Here is a 22,616-nt window from a genome sequence, read left to right as displayed (position 1 = left end):
ATCATTCGCAGATTGTGGCAAACATCGTAGAAGAAATCAAGCAACCGATCAATGAGGAAATAAAACTTTTTGAACAGAAGTTTTATGAATCAATGCAGAGCAAAGTACCTTTATTAGATAAAGTCACTCGTTTTATCGTTACGACGAAAGGAAAGCAGATGCGTCCTATGTTTGTATTCCTTTGTGCAAAGCTTATCGGAGATGTCAACGAAAAAACCTATCGTGGAGCTTCAATGATTGAGCTAATTCATACTGCGACATTGGTTCATGATGATGTGGTGGATGAAAGCTTTAAAAGACGTAATTTTTTCTCCATCAATGCATTATGGAAAAATAAAATTGCAGTTTTGGTCGGAGATTTTTTATTGTCAAAAGCCGTTTTACTTTCTACGGATCACAAAGATTACGACCTGCTCGCTGTAATTTCCAGAACTATCAGGGAAATGTCTGAAGGTGAGCTTCTTCAGTTGGAAAAAGCCCGAAAATTAGATATTACAGAAGAGGTATATTACGAAATTATCCGCCAGAAAACAGCTACTTTAATTGCTGCTTGTTGCGAGATCGGGGTACTATCTAACAATGCTGATGAAAATTTAGCTAAAAAGATGATGGACTTCGGAACTTACACTGGATTGGCTTTCCAGATTAAAGATGATCTTTTTGATTATCTAAGCTCAAATGTGATCGGAAAACCTGTGGGAATTGATATTAAAGAGCAGAAAATGACACTTCCTTTGATTCATACCTTAAAAACTGCTAACGAAAAAGATAAAAAATACTATTTCAATACGATAAAACGTTATAATAACAACCAAAAACGTGTAAAAGAGTTGATAAATTTCGTGAAATCTTCTGGAGGGCTTGATTATGCTATTTCTGTGATGAAAGATTTTCAGCAGAAAGCAAAAGACATTCTTGATGAATTCCCTGATTCTGAGGCTAAAAAAGCTTTACATTTGATGCTTGAGTATGTAATTGAAAGAAAATTTTAATTAAATAATTTTCATTGTTACAATAATAACAGCTAAAACAATGCAAAATAAAGCGGTTAAAAATAAATAATCCGCAATAGTTTCAAACCTGTTTCCACGCTTTTCGTTCCTTGTTCTGATCGATAGGAAAGAAAAAAAGCAGCTGAAGGCAAAACATAAGCATGCTACCCCAGCAAATTCATCTAAATAGGTGCTGTGGCTGATTCTGGAGATCTTTAATGACGTTATTATCAATAAAGAAAACCCCAAAAGATTGCTCGATGCGTTTAAGATATGTGTAGATTTTTTTTCCATTCATACAAATTTAACCAAAATAAAACACAATTTTTTTTATTATCAAATTTTTAAAAAAGATTAATAAAAATTAAAATTAATTTAAAAAGTGTATATTAGCAAAATACTTCGAGAATTTAAAAATTTTATATTTGGCTATGCAAACAACCTATATTGAAACACAGCAAATTTCCTTTCAAGATTTTAAAAATCAGATACTTGAAGACTACAAGTTGGGGAGGATTTCTCGTGAAATGTCCTATTTAGGAAGAAGAGAAGTTCTTACAGGAAAAGCTAAATTTGGTATTTTTGGGGATGGTAAAGAGCTTCCTCAGCTTGCAATGGCGAAGGTTTTCAAAAATGGAGACTTCCGTTCAGGATATTATAGAGATCAGACTTTTGCATTGGCTGTAGATGCGTTGACAGTAGAGAGCTTCTTTGCACAGTTATATGCAGATACAAGTGTTGAAAGAGAGCCTGCATCGGCTGGAAGACAGATGAACGGGCACTTTGCGACAAGAAGTTTAAATGAGGACGGAAGCTGGAAAGATTTAACAGCTCAGAAAAATATTTCTTCGGATATTTCTCCTACGGCGGGACAAATGCCGAGATTATTAGGGTTGGCTCAGGCTTCAAAAATATATAAATCAGTTAAATTCGACGGTTCTGAAAAATTCTCAAAAGAAGGTAACGAAATTGCTTTTGGAACGATCGGGGATGCCTCTACAGCAGAAGGTCATTTCTGGGAAACTCTGAATGCTGCCTGTGCGCTTCAGGTTCCGATGGTGGTTTCAATTTGGGATGATGGTTACGGAATTTCAGTTCCTACAAAAAATCAGAGAGCAAAAGCCGATATCGCTGAAATGTTGAGTGGTTTCCAAAGAAAGGACGGAGAAGCTCAAGGTTGTGAAATTATTCAGGTAAAAGCATGGGATTATGCTGCATTACTGGATGCTTATGCAAGAGCAGAACAATTTGCAAGAGTGGAAAGTGTTCCGGTTGTAGTTCATGTTATTGAAGTTACGCAGCCTCAAGGTCACTCAACTTCGGGATCTCATGAAAGATATAAAAACGAAGAACGTTTGGCTTGGGAATCTCAGTTTGACGGATTAGTTAAATTCAAAGAATGGATTTTAAATTATTCCATTGAAATTGACGGTAAAGAAGAAGTTTTGGCAACTGCGGAAGAGTTGGATGCCATTGATGAAGAAGCTAAAAAAACGGTAAAAGCCGGACAAAAACAGGCTTGGGAAAACTATCAGAAGACAATCACAGATTTAATCAATTCAGTGTTACCTTTAGTTGAAAATCTAAAAGGACAACACGCTGAAATTGAAAATTATATCAATCAGTTCAATAAATTAGTTTCAAAAGCTAAAAAAGATGTTTTCCATTTGGTAAGAAGATCTTTATTGGCAACAAGAGGGACAAACTCTGCAGAAAGAAATCAGTTGATGCAGAAATACAATGAGATTTTTGAGGTTGAAAAAGACAATTATTCTTCTCATTTGTATTCTCAGTCTCAGTGGAAAGCGGAGAATGTAAAAGAAGTTAAACCAATCTATTCAGATAGTTCTGAAGATGTGGACGGAAGAGTAGTGGTAAGAAATAACTTCGATAAAATCTTCGAAAAATATCCTGAAACTTTAGTATTTGGTGAAGATGCCGGAAATATTGGTGACGTTAACCAGGGTCTTGAAGGAATGCAGGAGAAATACGGTGACGTTCGTGTTGCCGATACAGGAATCCGTGAAGCAACGATTTTAGGTCAGGGAATCGGAATGGCAATGAGAGGTCTAAGACCAATCGCCGAAATCCAGTATTTAGATTATATTTTATACTGTTTACAGGGAATGAGCGATGACTTGGCAACCGTTCAGTACAGAACAAAAGGTGGTCAGAAAGCTCCGGTAATCATCAGAACAAGAGGGCACAGATTAGAAGGAGTTTGGCATTCAGGTTCTCCAATGGCGGGAATTCTTAATCTTTCAAAAGGGATTTTAGTATTGGTTCCAAGAAACTTAACTAAAGCTGCCGGATTCTATAATACAATGCTTCAAAGTGATGATCCTGCCGTCATTGTTGAATGTCTGAACGGATACAGATTAAAAGAAAAACAACCGGATAACTTAGGTGAATTTACTGTTCCTGTTGGAAAAATCGAGGTTACTAAAGAGGGAAGTGATGTTACATTGGTAACTTATGGTTCGACTTGGAGAATTGTAATGGAAGCAGCAGAAGAATTAGGAAAATTAGGAATTTCTGCAGAAGTTATTGATGTTCAGTCATTAATTCCTTTTGATTTAACTCACGAAATTGCTGAATCGGTAAAGAAAACAAACAGATTGGTTGTCATCGATGAAGATGTGGAAGGTGGAACCTCAGCGTTTATCCTTCAGCAGATTTTAGAAAAACAAAAGGCATTCAGATTCTTAGATTCTGATCCGTTGACGATTTCTGCAAACGATCACAGACCAGCGTATGCAAGTGACGGAGACTATTTCTCTAAGCCATCTGCAGACGATATGGTTGAAAAAATCTATGCGATGTTCAATGAAACAAATCCTCAGAAATATCCTGCGATATTTTAATTGGGATTTTTAGATAAATTTGGAAACCGCTTTCTTTTTGGGAGCGGTTTTTTGTTTTGAATGATTAGAATAACATTAATTTCCTTAATTTTATGTATATAAGCTTTTAATAAAAATTATGGATAGTCAAATTAAAGGAACAGAAGGAGAAGACTTCGTTAACGAATTAGCATTTTCTTCATTTTTTAAATATTGGTGTTATCCAAGCCCAAAATACGAGAATGGTGACAAAAAGGAAATATGTGATTTGCTTGTTATCTTTAATGATGTTTTGATTATTTTTTCGGTTAAAAATTATGAGTTTAAAGGAAATCATCTACGATATTTTAATAATACAATTTCAAAAGCGACTAAACAAATAGCAGGTGCTTTTAAGACTCTTTTCAGTGATAAAGAAATAAAAATTAAGCATCCTGACAAAATAGAAGAAATTTTTATAAAAGATAAAATTCAAAAAGTTTTTAGAATAGTAGTTAATCTGGGTGAAAACGTAAAATTTTATCCTTTTAATTCTCTAACTAATAAAAATGATTTTGTTACGGTTTTTGATAAGATAACATTTAAGACAATAATTAAAGAGCTTGATACTATTCCGGATTTTATAGATTATCTTCAAAAAAGAGAAGAGTTATTTAAAGATAGATTTACAATAATTCTTCCAGCAGGTGACGACGATTTTTCTGCAGAAACTCAAAAAGATTTTTTTTCTTTAACTGATGATAATTTAAATACATCAATGAAAACAATGTTAGTTTCTGGATCTGAAAATGATTTACTAGCATACTTTTTATTAAATAAAAGAGAATTTCCTAAAGTTTTACACGATGAAGAAATTACAGATTATTATTTAACTATTGATGGTAAATGGGAGGAATTTACAAATCAGAAGTTATTTGAAAATAAAAAAGAAGCGGATAGAATTAGTTATTTTATAGATAAATTTGTTGAAAACGAATTACTTATAAATATAACTGATGACCGAGAGAAGATAGCAAAATATTTATTATCGTTTGATAGACTAACTAGACGATCGATTTCACAAAGCTATTTTGATTTCCATGAAAAAAATACAAAAAATTCTGGCCTTTATTTTGGAAGGAGAATAGGAAACTTTAATGGAGTTGGTGTTTTGTTTACTAGCTACACTGATGAAATGTCAGATGAAATGTTTAGTACTTTGAATCAACTTGCGATTGAATCATTCAATTTATATGGGAAATATAAATACAAAACAATTATTCTCATCTCTACAAACAAACATCATCGCTTTAAATTTGGTTTAGTGGAGGACATAGTCCCTTATCCAAAAGAATATGAACAACAAATAATTCATGATATAAATATTTTAGGCTGGTTTACAAATCTAACAGAAGAAAAATACACTAATAAAGAATTTCCTGATTAATTAAAAAGACCATCAAACGACAGCCTTTTTTATTTTCTTCTCTTCCAGAAGAAATTTACAATCTTTCTCTTTATCCGGATCATGCACATGATATTTCCTTTCCCACTCTTCCAGCTGATATAAAATGGGTAACAATGCCAATCCTTTTTCTGTTAACGAGTATTCAACTCTTGGAGGAATTTCTTTAAACTCTTCACGAATTACCAATCCGTCGGCTTCCATTTCACGTAACTGGTCGGTTAAGACTTTCCTGGAAATTACATTAATTCGTACCGCAAGTTCTCCAAAACGTAATTTTCGGTCCTTAATGACCAATACGATGATCGGTTTCCATTTGCTTCCTAAGGCAGACATTGCTTTTCCTAAAGGACAGCTGTAAGCCATTAATTCATTTTGCTTCATATGTTACTTTTACGTTACTAATGTAGGTTACTGCAAAGTTACCACTTTTTTAAATGTAAAAGATACAAAAATGAACTATTATTAGTTACTTTGTGTAACAAATATAAAAAACATATTTAAAAATGAGCACAGAATCATTATTTAAACCTTTTCAATACAAGAATTTAGAACTAAAAAATAGAATCGTAATGGCCCCGATGACGAGAGCTCAGTCTGATAACGGAGTTCCGACTCAGCAAATTGCAGACTATTATGCAAGAAGAGCGGCTTCGGAAGTAGGATTGATCCTTTCTGAAGGAACTGTGATCAACAGACCGGGATCAAAAAACATGCAGAATATTCCCGATTTTTACGGAACAGAAGCATTAAACGGATGGAAAAAGGTAATCGATGCTGTTCATGAAAATGGTGGAAAAATGGGACCTCAGATCTGGCATGTCGGAGATACGAGGATGTCTGAAGATTATCCTTTGGTAGATATGGAAAAAGCTTCTACAATGACATTGGAGGATATTCAGGATACGATTGCCCAGTTTGCGGCTTCGGCAAAATCTGCAAAAGATCTTGGCTTTGATGTGGTTGAAATTCACGGAGCACATGGTTATTTAATTGATCAGTTTTTCTGGGAAGTTACCAATACAAGAACCGATGAATACGGAGGAAAAACACTGAAAGAAAGAAGCAAATTTGCTGTAGATGTTGTAAAAGCAATCAGAGCTGCAGTAGGAGAGGATTTTACAATTATCATCCGTCTTTCTCAATGGAAACAGCAGGATTACGGAACGAAATTAGCGAATACTCCGCAAGAAATGGAAGAGTGGTTATTACCATTAAAAGAAGCCGGAGTTGATATTTTCCATTGCTCACAAAGACGCTTCTGGGAAGCTGAATTTGAAGGTTCTGACTTAAATTTTGCAGGTTGGGCAAAGAAAATTACAGGTCAGCCAACAATTACTGTAGGTTCTGTAGGTCTTGAAGGAGATTTTATGGGAGCATTTGCCGGACAGGGAACAGAAAAAGCAGATCTAACGGAATTAACGAGAAGATTAGACCGGGGAGATTTTGATCTTGTGGCTGTTGGAAGAGCGCTTTTACAGGATCCGGAATGGGTGAGAAAAGTGAAAGAAGGGAAAACGGAAGATCTTTTAGATTTCAAAGCTGAAAGTATGGCAACTCTTTATTAAAAAAATACTGTGAATTGTAAATCGTGATTTTGTTTTGCCTTCAATTTTACAACTTTTCTGGCTTGACGTAGGAAAAATAAAAGTAACTTTTAGCAATTCACTTTTTTATATTTAAATTTTTACCTATCAATTATTTTTAAACGAAACCGCTTCAGGAATGATCTTGAAGCGGTTTTTCAGTTTTAATTCGGACAGCCAAAAGTTATTGAAACACATTTCCAGTATCCGGGATTTCCATTTTTAGGCGGATAATAGCATTCAACTGTATCCACCGGACATTCCGGAGCATTTCCTCCGTTGATCTTTTTTAAGTCTGATTTTACTAATTTTCTTAAATTTTTCATAGTAAATAATTTTGATGAAGATCAAATATAATATTTCTCTATTGATTGAAAAAATAAAACCGCTCTCAATTTGAAAACGGTCTTAACAGATTTAAATATCTAAATTGCCGGTAAAAGGCAAAAAGTGATTCTTACAATCCAATATTTTTAGTTGGCTTTAACTGCTTTTTAATAGATTTTGGAAGTGTATCTTTGTGAACCAGAATTGCTGTAGATTTGTACTCAACATAAGGTCTTGTTACATAGATATAGCCTTCAAAATCATTCGTTACTCCCCAAGAATTCTTCACCATATAATATTCTTTACCAGACTGATCTTTTGCCAGACCTACGATGTGCATCCCGTGATCATCCGTTGTGGAAAGATTATTTAAGGCCTTTTGACGCATATCTTCAGTGATCGTTTTGTCTTTTTTAGGCTCTGTAAATAAAGTTCCTTTGTTGTCTTTGGTGATCTGATCCAGATCCATATCCGGAACATATGCAACCCCGTTTTTGTAAGAGAAATACGGTTCAGAAACGTCAGTTGCCCAACCTACGGAATATCCTTTGTTGACAGCGTTATCAATAATTGCAGTTAAATCTTTCATTGGGACATTCCAGTCAGAATCGTGGCTCCAGTTATCAGGAATCGGAACTACAAATTTTTGATAATAAGGATAATCTTTGTAAGAAGAAATTTCTACATAATCTTCAGGATTAATCCCTACAACTTCCTTAGCAAAGGTTTGTGGTGTATAAGATTTCCCTTCATACGTAAAGTTGGTTGGAACTTTTCCTAAGTATTCATCCAAAATAGCATCAACAGAAGCCATCCAATTATCGGTTAATTTTCCTTTGGAACCAGCCTGAACCAAGCTATCTAAAACGGGTTTTAATTTACCCTGCATTTCAGAGAAATTATTTAGAGTCTGTCCTTGTTTTAACCCTGTATAAACATCTTGTGGAACTGCTCCGTATTTTTTATACATATTAATAACGTCGTGCAATTCTCCTCCGTCACCCCAGCTGATCGCACCATTATTTAAAACATATAATTTTGCTTTATCATGATAAGAATTTCTTGCAGTGAAAATTTCCGCTAAATCGACAGGTTTTTTTCCCATTCTCTGCATTTCAGATTCAAGGAAAGAGTTTCCTGAATAACTCCAGCAAGTTCCTGAAGAACCCTGATTTTTTACCGAAGTTGCTCCTACATCTTTCAACGTTGTGAACTGGAAATTAGCATTTTGAGATTGGTTGTTTTTTAACTTGTTGATTAAGTCATCCTGAGCAAACATCATACTTCCTGCAGACAAAACAAAAAGTAATGACACAATTTTGGTATTTTTCATTACTATAAAAAAGATTATTTATATGAATAGTCGTTCATATTACAGATTTGTTACAAAGGGAAAAGTTAAACGAGAGATTTTATTTTTATGAAAAGGGTCTTTCAGTTCCTATTTTGTTTTTTAGGCTATACTAGATTAATTATTGAAGAAAAGAAATTTCATATTTTTAAAAAAAGTTTTAGATGTTTCCAACCCAATTCAAAACTTCTGCATCTATTAGAGTATAAAGCCAACATATGGAACACGAATTACTAATAGCATGTCAACGGAATGACCGCAATGCACAGCGGAAGGTCTACGAAAAGATGGCGGGTAAACTTTACTCGGTTTGCAGACGTTACCTGAAAAATGATGAAGATATAGAAGAAGTACTGGCCGATACTTTTTATAAGATCTTTACTAAACTTGATCAGTTGCAGAATCCTGATATTTTCGAAGCCTGGGCAAAGAAAATTACGGTGAATGAATGCTTGCAGAAACTGAGAGTAATGAAAGCGCTTCATATTTCTCTGGATGAAAACTTGGTTGAATCTTCGGATATACCCGCAGAAAGCATCTCTTTCGAAAAAGATATTCTTAAGTTACTTAATTTCCTCCCGGAAGGCTGCAGAGCGATTTTCAATCTATTCGCGATTGAAGGATATCCGCACAAGGAAATCGCAACCATGCTTTCCATCAGTGAAGGAACATCAAAATCTCAACTGAATTTCGCAAGAAAAAAACTTCAGGAACTCTTGGTCAATCACAACATTTAAAACTTTACAACAATGGAAAATAATCACGATATCGATAAAAAATTCAATGAGGCTTCTAAAGCAGAAGAACCAGCGACTTTTCCTGGTTTTGATAAAGTTTGGGCTCAGGTTGAAGAAAAACTGGATAAGAAAGAAAATAAAAAAAGAATCATTCCGATTTGGATTCCTTATGGAATTGCAGCGAGCTTGATTATTGGTTTGGGAGCATTCTATTTTATCAATAAAAATGATGTTTCTGAAATTGAAAAGCCTGCGATTGTTCAGAATACGGTTTCATCAAATGCAAATTCAAATGTTCAGACGATTGACAGTACGGTAAAGTCTAATATTGAAAAAGAAGCTAATGCTTTAAAAGAGAATCGAAACCAAAAAGTATTAGCTTATGAAGAGGCAAAAAGATTATATAATCGCCATAATATAGAATTGGATTTTATTTTTGAAGAAAAACCATTAATTATTAGTGCTAAAAATTATAAAATTAAACCAATCGCAATTAATAAAGAAGTTCCTTATGTTCCTGTAGACAGTGGCTATAAAGAAAAAAATATTGAAGAGGTTGTAGCGCTTGGGTACAGTAAAACAGTAACTAAATCTGTAGCATCATCTTCAACTGTAAGCGGAAATCTTATTGCTAATAATTCATCAAGTGCAGGATTTTTAAATTCTTTAAGTGGAGAAGCTCCAGGATTATCAATCAGTTCTTCTTCCGGAACGCCGGGCTCTTACACAGGTGCTATTCGTATTCGTGGAGTTGCATCAATTAAAGAAGGTTCAGAACCGTTATATATTATTAACGGTGAGATTGCAAGCGGAGAGAAATTTAAAAAATTAAAACCTGAAAACATTAAAGAAGTTTCAGTGGTTAAAGATGCAGCTGCAACTTCTGTATATGGAAGCAGAGCGACAAATGGCGTAATTGTAATTTCTACTAAAGATGCTTCAAAATCAAAAAATAAAAAGTTTGGTAAATTCATGAAAAAGCTTTTCCCAAAAGCAAAAACCGATATTGTAGATAAACCTGTAGACAAAGAAGAAGTACTTCCAAAAGCGGGACAGCTTACTGCAGGAGAAGTAAACGATTTTTCTAAATGGAATTATTGGATGGATATTGCTGTGCCTGCTTTAGAAAGATATAAAAATGAATGGAAATTTTTCCCTGAAAGAAGGGTATCTGTACAACTGGTGAATAAAAATAAAAAGCCTGTAGTAGGAGAAAAACTAAAGTTGGTTAATGATAAAAATGAAGTAGTCTGGGAATCCGTTACTGATAATCTTGGAAATGCAGAATTATGGATTAATCCAATAACTAACGACGAGAAAAATATAGGAAAATATATTTTGAAAGATCAATCAAATAACATAATCAGTAATAATCCTAAAGAATTCAAAAACGGACAAAATCTTATTGTTGTAGATAAACCATGTATTGAAAAGAGAGCTTTAGATCTTGCATTTGTAGTTGATGCGACCGGTTCCATGGGAGACGAAATTGCTTATTTACAGTCTGAACTTTTGGATGTTCTAAAAAAAGTAGAATCTAACCTGAAAAATACGAAGGTAAGATATGGTTCTGTTTTTTACAGAGACAGGGGAGATGAATATGTAACCAAAAAGTTTGATTTTAATGAGGATGCGAGCCAGCTTTTAAGTTTTATCAAACAGCAGAATGCTTCAGGCGGTGGTGATTTTCCGGAAGCTGTAGTTGAAGCAATGGATGTCTCTGTAAATGAACTGAAATGGAGCACAGAAAATTCTACCAAAATCATGTTTTTGATTCTTGATGCACCTCCACATCAATCAGAAGAAAATATTGACAAGCTTTTTAGATACATAAAAATAGCATCTCAGAAAGGAATAACAGTCATTCCTCTGTCTGCAAGCGATATTGATAAGCAAACAGAATATTTGATGAGAACTTTTGCGCTGATGACGAACGGTACATATACTTTTCTTACCAATCACAGCGGAATCGGGAACAATCACATTGAACCTACCGTAGAATCTTATGAAGTTGAAAAGTTGAATGATCTTCTTTTGAGACTTATTTTACAACGTGCAACACTTACAGAATGTGATAAAAATACTTCTCACAACTATCTGAATAAAAAACTGGAAACCGAAGCAGGTAGCGAAACTGAGCATCAAATAAAAGTTTTTCCAAATCCTACCAAAGGTCCGATAAACATTATTTCAGATCTTCCGGTTGATGAGCTATACGTCTTTGATTTGGCTGGAAAAATTATTATGAAAAAAGAAAAGCTATCCGGAAAAAGTGCTATTGATATCTCATCTTATCCACAAAGTGTTTATCTCATCAGAGCCAGAACAGAAAAAGGATGGGAAACTTTTAAAGTGATTAAAAATTAATAACATGCAGGCGCAAAAAAAGAAATTTCTTCGGAGATTTCTTTTTTTTCTCTATTTTTAGAAATATTATCAAAGATGAAAAAAGTTTATCTGTTATTGCCTGTTTTTGCAGTCCAGTTTGCATTTTCGCAGGATTCTCAACGTTATTTTTCAGGTACATTTTATAATGAAAAAAAGAAGCCTCAAAACTTCCTAAAAATTTTCAATAAAAACAAGGGAGTTTATGAATTGACGGATGAAAAAGGTTTTGCGATTATTCAGGCTGATGTAAGCGATACCTTGGTTTGGAATAACGGCAAAAATATTCAGGTTGTTTATGGCGTTTATGAATTAAAAAATATTCTTGAGAGGCAAATAAAGAGAAAATCAGTTGAAAATATCAGTTCAAAAGATTATGACAATCTGATTAAAAAGCCTAAAGCAGATGACTTCAGTATTGAGAGATCTTACGATTCTCTAAGACAGAATGCTGGATATGGTGTTTCTGCGGTCAGAAAACTAAAATTAAAGTCAGATTCTACGTATAAACTTAAAAGGCAGCCTGAAAAATTTCTTGTTTTTAATGGAAGTTTCAGCACCTCATTGGATATAAAAAATCGGAACCGTATTCCTAAAACTCAAAACAGATATGTTCAGGGAAGGTCAGAAAATGGTTCTTTGGTTTGGAAAGGTCCTGAAATGGGCGAAATGTTCAGTTTCGGACCCGATATTTCAACGTTGGGTTATAGCGGACAACCTTACGAATATGATATTAACGGAAAATTAATCAATTTATCTGACGGAATTTCCCCTGCAAAGGCTTATAATAACAATCTCTTCAAAACGACAGTTGGTTATAGCAATCAGTTGAATGTAAATGCAATCATTAAAAGTGGTGGTTATAATGAAGATGCACGACTTTCGTTAAGTATCGGGCAACAAAAAGATCAGATGTATTTTGTGGATCAGTTTGATATTGTCAATTCTTTTAAAGCAAAATTCAGCACTGAAATTTTAAAATTTAAAATCAATGCAGGGTTTAATTATGAAGAAAATAAAGCGACAAATACCAATAGAATCGGACTTTTCAATCGGTCGTATCAGAATTCTCTTCTGGCTCCGGTTTCTTTTTCAAATCACCAGAATGCTTATCTGAATAACGGCTTACAGAGAAGCTACGGTTTGTTTGCAGACAACCCCGAATTTCTTTTTAGGCAGGAAAGTAAGTACAACTATTACGAAAATGTAAGACAGCTTAATTTTGATCTGAGCAGACAGTGGAGAGGTTTTAAATTCAATATCAGTCAAGCTTATGACAATCAGGATGTAATGTATCGTGATGTCTATAAGATTTCAACAACTGGTTTCCAAAACGGACTTTACAATATAAGAAATCAGAAAAATGAGTTTTATAATTCAAATATTTCTGCGAGTTATCAATTTCAGGGAAGACATTTGACGAATAAATTTGGTTTAAATCATATTTTAAATGACCGTAAAATTGATGTGAGTCATATTTTAGACAGTAATTATTTTTATCAGAGAAAATCGCAGGATTATATTTTCAATTATAATTTAGATTACGACAATTATAATGATATAGAATTCGGAGTAAATCTTGGAAACTCATTTTATATTTCAAATACTTCTCTAAAAAACAATTATTGGTTGCCAAAGGCAAACGGATATTTTACATTTAAAGATATATTTGGCTGGAATAATACCGACTTTCAGGTTTTGGGAGCTTACACGCAATTAGCTGCCGAGCCGGAAATTTCAAAATCATATTCTTCGTATACAACAACTCAGTTTTCTGCCCAGGATTCCCGGTTTTATTTTCCTTTAAAAGAGGTCGAAACATTTAAAAATCTCACCAATATTAATGTGAAAGAATGGAAAACAGGATTCAAATTTATGATTAATTATAAAATGAATTTGACTGCAGAATATTTCGATCGGAAAATTAAAGACGATGTATTTCCTCTTTTTGAAAATCAGAATTTGGTGTTAAAAAATCTTGCAGACCATACTTACAAGGGTTATGAAGTTAATTTCAATTATGATAATATTTTCCGCAGTCCTGATTTTGCTATTGGAAGTAAAGCCTCGTTTTTTAAATATCGGGATGTTGTCAATCGTGTAAATTCGGGTTACAATAATCTGATGATTTCAGGTTTCAGCAATATTTATAAAACTTTGTCAGAAGGTCAGGTATTAGGTGTGATTGTAGGAAGCTATTATGAAAGGAATGCAGAAGGAAAGATGATTATTGATGATAATGGTTATCCCATAAAAGCTTCAGGAACAAAAATTATTGCAGACCCGACTCCTGATTTTGTGATGAAGTTTTCCCATAATATCACTTATAAAATGTTTGCTTTAGACATCAATTGGGAATGGAAAAAGGGCGGACAAGTCTGGAACGGAACTCAGGCTGCTCTCGATTATTATGGCCGTTCTCAGGCTTCGGGAGATGAAAGGAATATTAAAAATTATGTTTTTGAGGGTGTAAATTCTAACGGAAATGTCAATCAGATTCCGGTTGATTTTTACAATCCTAATCAATCAGTCAGTGAGAATAGATGGACGAGATATGGTTTCCTTGGTGTTGCCGAAAATTATGTGCAAAAATCCGATTATGTAAGGATCAATGATATTACATTTTCTGCCTATTTTGATGTCGGAAAATTCAGAAGAGCTTTGGGCGTAAGTTTTTATGTGAACAATATTTTCCTTTGGCAGGCAAACAACGGTGTAGATTCTGATCAGAATTTTTATGATTTTGATAACAGCAGGGGTTTGGATTTTTTCAATCTTCCGTCTTTTAAAACGTATGGTTGTACGGTTTCTTTTAAATTTTAATTGAATGTATAATCAAAAGTATTTCAACTAAAACGAACCTATGAAATTCAAATTTTTATCCTATATCATTCCTGTTTTTATTTTGCTTTCAAACTTGTTATTTAAAGCACAAAATAAGTTCAATGATTTCAAAAAGGAAAAAACGTATATACAGACCAACCATGTTTTCTATAAACCAGGGGAGGAAATGTTTTTTAAAATTTATGTTGTTCAGGCAGAAAACCAACTACCGACAGAGCAATCTAAAGTGGTAAATTTTGAACTCGTTGATCCAAGCGGAACAGTGGTGAAAAAATCGAAGTATGAAGTTAAAAATGGTCACTCAGAAGGCTATTTTTACTTTGGAGATGACATGAAAGGTGGAATTTATAAAATCAGAGCTTTTACAGCCTGGATGCAGAATGAAGCAGGAAAAAATGTTTTTGAAAAAGAAATTACGCTCCAGAAAATTGTTTCACCACGAATTTTAATGAAACTCGATTTTCCTAAAAAAGGGTACGGAGCGGGCGATGAGGTCTTGGCAGATTTCTCGATGAGAAGTTTGAGTAATCTTCCGATTCCTTATTACGAGGCGTATTACACGGTAATGCATCAAGGTGAAAAAATTACGGAAGGTAATTTAATTACCGATAAAGATGGAAAATATCTGCTGAAATTTAAACTTCCTGAAGTCTTGAAATCTTCTGACGCTTTATTGAATGTTAAAGTAAATTTTGGCGGTTTCACAGAATCTATTTCGAGAAATATTCCCATAGTTTTAAATAATCTTGATTTAAAATTTATGCCGGAAGGCGGAACTTTCATTAACAGAATTGAACAAAATATCGCTTTCAAAGTTTTGGATGAATTTGAAAAACCTGTGGATGCATTTTTAGGAATTTACAATCAGAATCATCAGAAAATAACTGAAGTTTCTGCATATAATTTTGGAATGGGAAGCTTTTATTTAACTCCAGAAAATGGCGAAACATATTATGCTAAAGTTTTAAAACCGGAAAATATCACACAAATTTATCAACTTCCAGTTGCAAAAAATGACGGAATTGTTTTTAATCTAAAAAAAGAAAACCAAAATATCAGATTATTCATCAACTCGACTTCTGAGAGAAATGTTGTAATCTCCGGAAATTTCCGTGAGAAAGAGATTTATTCTAAAAATTTAAGTTTAAAAAAGGGGGTAAATCAGGTTGAAATCTCAGAAAAAGAACTTCCAATCGGAATCTGCAGGTTCACCGTTTCTGAAAACAATATTCCGCTTGCCGAAAGAATTGTTTTCACAAATGAGAATAAACAGATGAAAGTAAAGGTTACTCCGGTCAAGAAAAATTATTTACCGAGAGAAAAAGCAGTTGTCAACATTGAAACGACCGATGAAAATAACCAGCCGATTCCTGCGAATCTTGCGGTGAGTGTAGTTGACGATAAATTGTGGACGTATGCAGATGACAAGCAGAACCATATTCTTTCCTGGTTTTTAATGGATTCAGAGTTGAGAGGCAAAATTGAGAGACCGCAGTTTTATTTTGATAAAAAAGAAGAAAAAGCTACCAAAAGTTTAGATTTGGTTATGCTGACGAACGGTTACCGATACTTTGCAATGAATCCTGAAGTTGAAAAAACAGGAAACTACAAATATCTTCCTGAAAAGAAAAACCCAATTTACGGCATCGTTGAAGATGAAAATAAACAACCTGTAAAAGCAGAAGTTTATTTAATCGGAAGTAATTCTGAAATTAAAAAACAGTTGACCTCAGAAAATGGATTGTTTTATTATTCAGATTTAAACAGAAATGAATATTACTCTGTCATTGCAAAAGCTGCAGATAAAAAACATAAAGTGAGCGTGAGAATTCTTTCTTATAAACTCAATATAAATCCTTTAGCTAAGCAATCCTCAGAAAATATTAATGTAGATGAGATTGTTAAAGAAGCGGAAATAAAGGATAAGCTAAAAATAATTAATAATGGAAGTGAAAATATTATAAGATCGATTAGTTCTAAAAAGGATTCAGCGCAAAGCAAGGATATTGAAGAAGTTGTTGTTTTAGGTCTTAAATCTATGATTAAGAAAGGGGCTGTTTCCTCAACAATTAAAAATTTTGATGAAAGGCCAACCCCCCCTCTTATGAATATAGCACAAGGACAGCTTGCAGGAGTGAATATTTCTACAGGAAGTGGACAACCTGGATCTAAACCAACTGTTTTAATAAGAGGATTTGGTACAGTAAACATGAATATAGAGCCATTATATATTATTGATGGAATTCCCACAAATAGTGCTGGGTTTAGAAGTATAAACCCAAATGGAATCAATTCTATGGAAGTCTTGAAGGATGCAGCCGCAACATCAGTCTATGGTAATCGTGGAGCAAACGGCGTCATTATTATTAATTCTAAAAATGGCAGAGGTTCAAATATAAGATTCGATATCACTCCCGAAACCTATTTTGCGGTAAAAAATATTCCGAATGACAGTTTAGTCAGCTATGAATATTCACGCCAGTTTTCTTATCCGGTTTATGAGTCAACAAATACGGCTTACAGGCACGATTATCGTGAAGCATTATATTGGAATCCGGTCGTTGAAACTGATAAAAATGGAAAAGCTCAAATTGAGTTTTACCAGTCGGATGCCAATTCAGCTTTCAGAATTATGACAGAAGGAATTTCAGCAAACGGCTTAATCGGAAGAGACGAGACGACTTATGCTGCACAAAGTTTGATTTCTATCGATTCCAAAATTCCACAATATTTAACCCGGACAGACCAAATGACAATTCCCGTGGTGATTAAAAATAATTCATCGGAAACCCGAACTTTAACGATGGATGTGATTGTTCCGAATTATATAAAACTAATGAAAGCCGATAGCTTAATCACTTTAAAACCATTGGAATTCGGAAGATTATTTGTAACCATGCAGGCAGACAAACTGGTTAATTCTAATGTTCAGTTTGCTGTTAAATCGGGAGAATTCAGAGAAACGATGATTTTGCCTTTAAAAGTTGAAGAAAAAGGTTTTCCGCATCATTTTTCAATCATTAATAATAAAAACGAAAATTTCAAAATCAATATTCCGGAATATATCAACGGGAGTTTGATGGCATCCTATTACGTCTATGAAAATTCAGCATTGCAGATGTTTGAAGATTTAGAAAGATTAAAACAAGAACCTTACGGATGTTTTGAGCAGCTTTCCTCAACAGTTTATCCGAATATTTTCATTTTAGATTATTTAAAATCAATTAAAAAAATCGACGCAAATACTGAATCTAACGTCATCCGAAATATGAAAAAAGGATATCAGAAAATGTTATCCTATAAAAATAAAGATGGTGGTTTCTCCTACTTTGGAGGAAACGAATCTGATGTTGCTCTTTCTGCATTTGCTTTGCTGGAATTTAAAGATTTGAAAAAATATGTGAATGTAGACACAAAATTAATTCAGAATTTGAGCTCATTTATTTTGTCTAAAAGAGATGCAAACGGACTTTTTGAGGTACGAAAAAGTTACGAAATGAGAGCGGGTTATTCCGAATATTCATGGTCGAGAAATATGTATGTTCTGTATGCACTTTCTAAAATTGGTTTTAAAAATGAACTGCTTCAAAACTATGATTACAGCTTAAAAAGAGTTTTGGCGACAAAAGATTCTTACCAATTGGCTTTGATGGCCAATACGGCAAAAAACCTTGGAAAAAATGAAGACTACAATAATTTGGTTACCATTCTTAATGAACAATATGCCGGAAAAAATATCAAATCAAAGGCAACTTTTACGGGTTCAGGAGGAATTTCCGCCAATGCAGAAACGCTATCACTTTACATGATGGCATTGCAGAAAAATGAATTACCAAATCAATTGAAAATCGCTGAAGTTGCTGATGAATTAATTAATTACAACGGTTATTACGGTTTTGGATCGACTCAGGCAACGGCTTTAGCTTTGGAAACATTATCTAATTTCTTTGCTAAAAATGAGAAACTGTATGGGACTGATAAGCCAGCAATTAAAGTGAATAATGTGATCGTTTTGGATAAAAACAACAGTTTTGCATCGGCTTTTAGAAAAGGAAATAATGATGTAACGGTTGAATATATATGTGAAAAAGGTTTGCCATACAAGTTGGACTATCAGTTTTATACTTTAGAACCTCCGAAAAGTGAAAATATTCCTGTAACAATGGAAACAAAATTAAAATCTCAATCCTCAAAAGTAGGAGAAACGAATCGATTGACTGTTACTGTTAAAAATAAAGTGAATTCACAATTACCAATGACGACTGCAAAAATCGGAATTCCTGCAGGTCTGACTTTGCAAAATGCCTTGCTGAAAGATTTAATTGATAAAAAGCAGGTTTCTTATTATGAAATTTTTGATAATTATCTCGTGTTGTATTGGGAACATTTTGATGCCAACGAAACGAAAACCATTAATCTGGATTTAAAAGTAGAATTTGCCGGCGAATATACAGGAAAAGCAAGCAATGTTTATCTTTATTATATGCCGGAGTCTAAATTTTGGAACGAAGGAATCAGAGCAGTAATAAATCCGTAATTTTAAAAATCTTGTTTATATAAATGGTTGATTTTAGTTTTAAGAATCAACCATTTAAATTTAAGTTAAAATATTAAAATTTAATTTTCAAAAATTATTGAAAATTCAAAAATTATAATTATATTTGTATCAGAAATTAAAAGCAATACAAAATGCAACTTTCAGAAGCTAAAGAAAAATATATTCAGACTTGGGGAACTTTGGCAACCAACTGGGGAATTAACCGTACGATGGCTCAGGTTCATGCTTTGCTTTTGGCTGAAGGAAAACCACTTTCTACAGATGAGGTGATGGAAATGCTTTCAATTTCAAGAGGAAATGCCAATATGAATCTAAGAAATCTCATGGATTGGGGCTTGGTAAGAAAAGAATTGATGAAAGGTGACCGAAAAGAATATTTTTTTGCAGAAAGAGATATGTGGTATCTTTTTAAACAGTTGGTGAAAGAACGTAAGAAAAGGGAAATCGAACCTGTTTTAAGCTCAATTTCCGAATTAAAAAATATAGATGAAAATACCGAAGAAGCCCAAAGATTTTCCGCTTTAATGGGGGAAATGGAAAACGTAACGGGAAAAGTATTCAACATCATGGATCTTGCCATAAAGAGTGATGATCACTGGCTCGTCGGAAAAATTACTAATTTATTAAAATAGAAAGGACTGCAAATCCTTTTTTATTTCAAATAAACTTTCAAAAAATATTGAAAATATTATAATATTAAAAACTTTGAAAATGAAACTAAATATTTTAAAAGCGGAAGTGATATTTCAGACTCTATTAACCTTCATAAGCCTTACATACGTTATTTTTGATTATGTTCAAAAAACTGAAGGGACAGAATTTTTTATTGCACTTTTCTTTATTGGAGTTTCAAATTTGCTGGGTTTTTTATTGAGAATTTCTCTCGTTGGAAGTCAATTTCATCGCTATTATTTCTTTGGGGTTATTTTATTTTTTCTCATTTTATATAGCATAACTTCTTTAACAGTTGATTCCCACATAGAATTTGCGATATATTTTATGGGAGTTGGAGGAATGCTTTTTAACGTCTATTATTTGGTTTATGGTTTTTGTCTTATTAAAACGATGAAACAAAATAAGATAGCAGAATAAATTTTTTTGAATCTATATTTCATAAATTATTGAAAATATAATATTTTTAAAATGTTCAATATAATTTCATACGTACTTTTTCTTTTCGTCAGTTCATACATCACGATTGATGTGGGAAGAAGATGTTATAATTCAGGAAAGTATTATCTGGATTATCTCATTCACGATACAAACCTTTGTTTGACAATCAACAGAATACTGCTGGGATGTTATTACCTGATCAATCTCGGTTATATTGCAATTAATCTTAGCAACTGGGATAAGGTGAATTCTTTGGAACAGGTTCTTACAGTTACCGCCATTAAAATAGGATATATCACTTTAATCCTTTGCTTTTTACATTTTATAAACATTTTTACCCTTTACTTTTTAAGAAAAAATTTAACTATAAAATAATACTACTATGAATGCAACAATTTTAACCACAGCAACCTATAATTTTTCTGCCTACATGATCTATTTACCTGTTGCCATTATCTTGACGATTTGTGTATCTCAGTTCTTGTTTAAAAATTCTAAAACCTTCATGATCGATATTTTCCACCAAAAAGAAGATATCGCGATGGCAACAAATTCACTGTTCAAAATCGGTTTCTATCTTTTGAATATTGGTTTTGCACTTTGTATTATCGAATTTTTTCAAATTGAAACGGTGGAAAGGCTAGTCGTTGCTCTGAGTAAGAAAATTGGCGGATTCTCTATTTATCTCGGAGTAATGATGCTGTTGAATCTGTTACTTTTCCTGAAAGGCCGTAAACACGCTATGAATAAAGATAAAATCATCAAAAATGAAAACATTGATATTTAAAATCTGGATGTATTTCACCTTCAAAATCCAGAATAAAAGAACGAGAGGAGATTTTTTGAACCTTTAAAAAATTAATGACCATGAAAACTTTTGCTAAAAACGATTTTTACTTTCAGTTAACAATTTTTGTTGTTATTTCGATTACAGTTATAATTGCATTATTGGCAGGAAATGAAAAAATTATTTGGCTTTTTTATTTTGGAATAGGAATTTCACAGCTTGTAAGCTATTTGATAAGATGTTCTTACAATTATAAAAAATCATTGATTTTTAAAGTATACAGCTATTTAATCTTGCCTATTTTTCCATCATTGATTTTACTGGCTATTTTTGGAAATATTGATACTGCAGCTGGAGTTTTTATTGTAATCCCTATAATTTCTTTTTTTATAGCCCAATATTGGCGGTTCTCTATCTCATAGATTGTCACAGTTTTTATAAATCTCAAAAACAAAAACCATGAAAACTTTCATAAAATATGACTTTTACATTCAGATTTTATTTTTAATAACAGGAATTGTTTCAATTTTTATAGACGAATCTTATATTAGAGGTTTATCATTTTACTTTTTAGTGGGAATTCCGCAAATTGTCAGTTATATAATTAAGCTCTTCTTTGATGTAGAAAAATCTTTAATTTTTTTTATTTATGGATTTTTTATTATACCAGTTTGGATTTCTCTGATTTTATATTTGCTTTTTGGATCATATTCTTATGAGCTTTCTAATTTATTCATAGCAATTCCATTTTTTGGTTTCTTCTACAGTCCGATTTTAGCACTTCTCTACATTTTTGATTGTTATAAACTCTATAAATTTTAAAAACAAACACAATGAAAACCCTCAAAAATCGCACGCTCATCTACGACAACGAATGCCTGATGTGCAACATCTATTCAAAAGGTTTTATAAAATCCGGAATGTTGGATAAAGGCGGAAGAGAAGCTTTTACAGAAGTAAGTTTTAAAAATAAAAACCTGATTGATTTTAATCGTGCAAGAAACGAGATCGCTTTAGTTGATCACGAAAAAAATAAAGTGATTTATGGTTTGGATAGTTTATTATTAATTATCGGAAATTCATTTCCGTCATTAGAAAAGATTGCCAGAATAAAACCTCTATATTGGCTTTTCAAAAAGCTGTATTCTTTTGTTTCTTACAACAGAAAACAAATTATTCCTTCAAGAAAAGATAATACGGAAGAAGCTTGTGTTCCGGATTTTAATTTAAAATACAGAATAGCTTACATGGCTTTTGTTGTAATTATTTCGGGATATATTTTAAGCTTATTTTCAGTAAAATTAGGATTAGGTTTAAGGCTGAACTTTTGGAGAGAACTTACAATTTGTGTTGGACAAATCGTTTGGCAGACTGTGTTTTTAAAATCTTATTTAAAAGACAAAACCTGGAATTATCTGGGAAATATGATGACTGTTTCTTTGATAGGGACTTTACTCTTAATTCCCGCATTATTTTTAAATCTAAATCAGGTTTTCTCAGTGATTTACTTCGGAATTATAGTATTCATCATGTTTCTCGAACACATCAGAAGATGTAGAATTTTAAAATTAAACTTTCTTCCGACACTTTCGTGGATGATTTTCAGAATGACAACGATAATCATTTTAATCCTATTAAATCAATAAAAA

18 protein-coding genes are annotated in these 22,616 nt (G+C 32.9%); 15 read left to right on the top strand and 3 right to left on the bottom strand.

Going from position 1 to position 22,616, the window contains the following annotated elements; translation table 11 throughout:
* Nucleotides 1-14 precede the first annotated feature (14 nt).
* The 3 genes from CLV73_RS07465 to CLV73_RS07450 all read left to right on the top strand — a co-directional run bounded on the left by CLV73_RS07465 (nucleotide 15) and on the right by CLV73_RS07450 (nucleotide 5,261).
* On the top strand, nucleotides 15-992 hold the full coding sequence (locus CLV73_RS07465; protein ID WP_100377014.1) for a polyprenyl synthetase family protein: 978 nt from the start codon (nucleotides 15-17) through the stop codon (nucleotides 990-992).
* Between the two features lie 431 nt (nucleotides 993-1,423).
* Nucleotides 1,424-3,856, top strand: a complete 2,433-nt coding sequence (locus tag CLV73_RS07455; RefSeq protein ID WP_100376212.1) for an alpha-ketoacid dehydrogenase subunit alpha/beta — start codon at nucleotides 1,424-1,426, stop codon at nucleotides 3,854-3,856.
* A gap of 118 nt (nucleotides 3,857-3,974) precedes the next feature.
* On the top strand, nucleotides 3,975-5,261 hold the full coding sequence (locus tag CLV73_RS07450) for a hypothetical protein (protein WP_100376211.1): 1,287 nt from the start codon (nucleotides 3,975-3,977) through the stop codon (nucleotides 5,259-5,261).
* Between the two features lie 12 nt (nucleotides 5,262-5,273).
* Here CLV73_RS07450 and CLV73_RS07445 read toward each other — a convergent pair whose 3' ends face one another.
* Complete coding sequence (locus CLV73_RS07445; RefSeq protein ID WP_100376210.1) at nucleotides 5,274-5,663, bottom strand: winged helix-turn-helix transcriptional regulator; 390 nt, start codon at nucleotides 5,661-5,663, stop codon at nucleotides 5,274-5,276.
* 122 nt (nucleotides 5,664-5,785) lie between these two features.
* Between CLV73_RS07445 and CLV73_RS07440 the strand changes: the two genes are divergently transcribed.
* The gene (locus tag CLV73_RS07440; RefSeq protein WP_100376209.1) at nucleotides 5,786-6,847 is read left to right on the top strand and encodes an NADH:flavin oxidoreductase; all 1,062 of its coding nucleotides are present in this window, start codon (nucleotides 5,786-5,788) and stop codon (nucleotides 6,845-6,847) included.
* 182 nt (nucleotides 6,848-7,029) lie between these two features.
* Here CLV73_RS07440 and CLV73_RS18895 read toward each other — a convergent pair whose 3' ends face one another.
* The gene (locus CLV73_RS18895) at nucleotides 7,030-7,191 is read right to left on the bottom strand and encodes a bacteriocin-like protein (RefSeq protein ID WP_157798752.1); all 162 of its coding nucleotides are present in this window, start codon (nucleotides 7,189-7,191) and stop codon (nucleotides 7,030-7,032) included.
* A gap of 131 nt (nucleotides 7,192-7,322) precedes the next feature.
* Entirely contained in the window at nucleotides 7,323-8,525 is a 1,203-nt protein-coding gene (locus CLV73_RS07435) for a C1 family peptidase (protein ID WP_100376208.1), read from the bottom strand.
* Between the two features lie 236 nt (nucleotides 8,526-8,761).
* Between CLV73_RS07435 and CLV73_RS07430 the strand changes: the two genes are divergently transcribed.
* From CLV73_RS07430 to CLV73_RS07380, 11 genes are all read left to right on the top strand, one after another.
* The gene (locus CLV73_RS07430) at nucleotides 8,762-9,280 is read left to right on the top strand and encodes an RNA polymerase sigma factor (protein ID WP_100376207.1); all 519 of its coding nucleotides are present in this window, start codon (nucleotides 8,762-8,764) and stop codon (nucleotides 9,278-9,280) included.
* A gap of 12 nt (nucleotides 9,281-9,292) precedes the next feature.
* Nucleotides 9,293-11,647, top strand: coding sequence for a TonB-dependent receptor plug domain-containing protein (locus tag CLV73_RS07425; RefSeq protein WP_100376206.1), 2,355 nt, complete (start codon nucleotides 9,293-9,295; stop codon nucleotides 11,645-11,647).
* A 75-nt stretch (nucleotides 11,648-11,722) separates the two neighbouring features.
* Complete coding sequence (locus CLV73_RS07420) at nucleotides 11,723-14,488, top strand: TonB-dependent receptor (RefSeq protein ID WP_100376205.1); 2,766 nt, start codon at nucleotides 11,723-11,725, stop codon at nucleotides 14,486-14,488.
* 40 nt (nucleotides 14,489-14,528) lie between these two features.
* Nucleotides 14,529-19,046, top strand: a complete 4,518-nt coding sequence (locus CLV73_RS07415; RefSeq protein WP_100376204.1) for a TonB-dependent receptor plug domain-containing protein — start codon at nucleotides 14,529-14,531, stop codon at nucleotides 19,044-19,046.
* A 152-nt stretch (nucleotides 19,047-19,198) separates the two neighbouring features.
* Complete coding sequence (locus CLV73_RS07410; protein WP_100376203.1) at nucleotides 19,199-19,699, top strand: GbsR/MarR family transcriptional regulator; 501 nt, start codon at nucleotides 19,199-19,201, stop codon at nucleotides 19,697-19,699.
* Between the two features lie 79 nt (nucleotides 19,700-19,778).
* Nucleotides 19,779-20,159, top strand: coding sequence for a hypothetical protein (locus CLV73_RS07405; RefSeq protein ID WP_100376202.1), 381 nt, complete (start codon nucleotides 19,779-19,781; stop codon nucleotides 20,157-20,159).
* A gap of 51 nt (nucleotides 20,160-20,210) precedes the next feature.
* Nucleotides 20,211-20,555 (top strand): hypothetical protein, encoded by a 345-nt coding sequence (locus CLV73_RS07400; protein WP_100376201.1) that lies wholly within the window; start codon nucleotides 20,211-20,213, stop codon nucleotides 20,553-20,555.
* A gap of 7 nt (nucleotides 20,556-20,562) precedes the next feature.
* The gene (locus CLV73_RS07395; protein ID WP_100376200.1) at nucleotides 20,563-20,967 is read left to right on the top strand and encodes a hypothetical protein; all 405 of its coding nucleotides are present in this window, start codon (nucleotides 20,563-20,565) and stop codon (nucleotides 20,965-20,967) included.
* Nucleotides 20,968-21,047: 80 nt separating this feature from the next.
* Nucleotides 21,048-21,389 carry a hypothetical protein gene (locus tag CLV73_RS07390; RefSeq protein ID WP_157798751.1) on the top strand — a complete coding sequence of 114 codons (342 nt, stop codon included), beginning with the start codon at nucleotides 21,048-21,050 and terminating at the stop codon, nucleotides 21,387-21,389.
* A gap of 37 nt (nucleotides 21,390-21,426) precedes the next feature.
* Nucleotides 21,427-21,789 carry a hypothetical protein gene (locus tag CLV73_RS07385; RefSeq protein ID WP_100376198.1) on the top strand — a complete coding sequence of 121 codons (363 nt, stop codon included), beginning with the start codon at nucleotides 21,427-21,429 and terminating at the stop codon, nucleotides 21,787-21,789.
* Nucleotides 21,790-21,800: 11 nt separating this feature from the next.
* Nucleotides 21,801-22,613 (top strand): thiol-disulfide oxidoreductase DCC family protein, encoded by an 813-nt coding sequence (locus CLV73_RS07380; RefSeq protein ID WP_157798750.1) that lies wholly within the window; start codon nucleotides 21,801-21,803, stop codon nucleotides 22,611-22,613.
* The last annotated feature ends 3 nt before the right edge of the window (nucleotides 22,614-22,616 follow it).

Source organism: Chryseobacterium geocarposphaerae (genome assembly GCF_002797535.1).
Taxonomy (GTDB): domain Bacteria; phylum Bacteroidota; class Bacteroidia; order Flavobacteriales; family Weeksellaceae; genus Chryseobacterium; species Chryseobacterium geocarposphaerae.
This window is presented reverse-complemented; position numbering and strand designations above follow the sequence as displayed.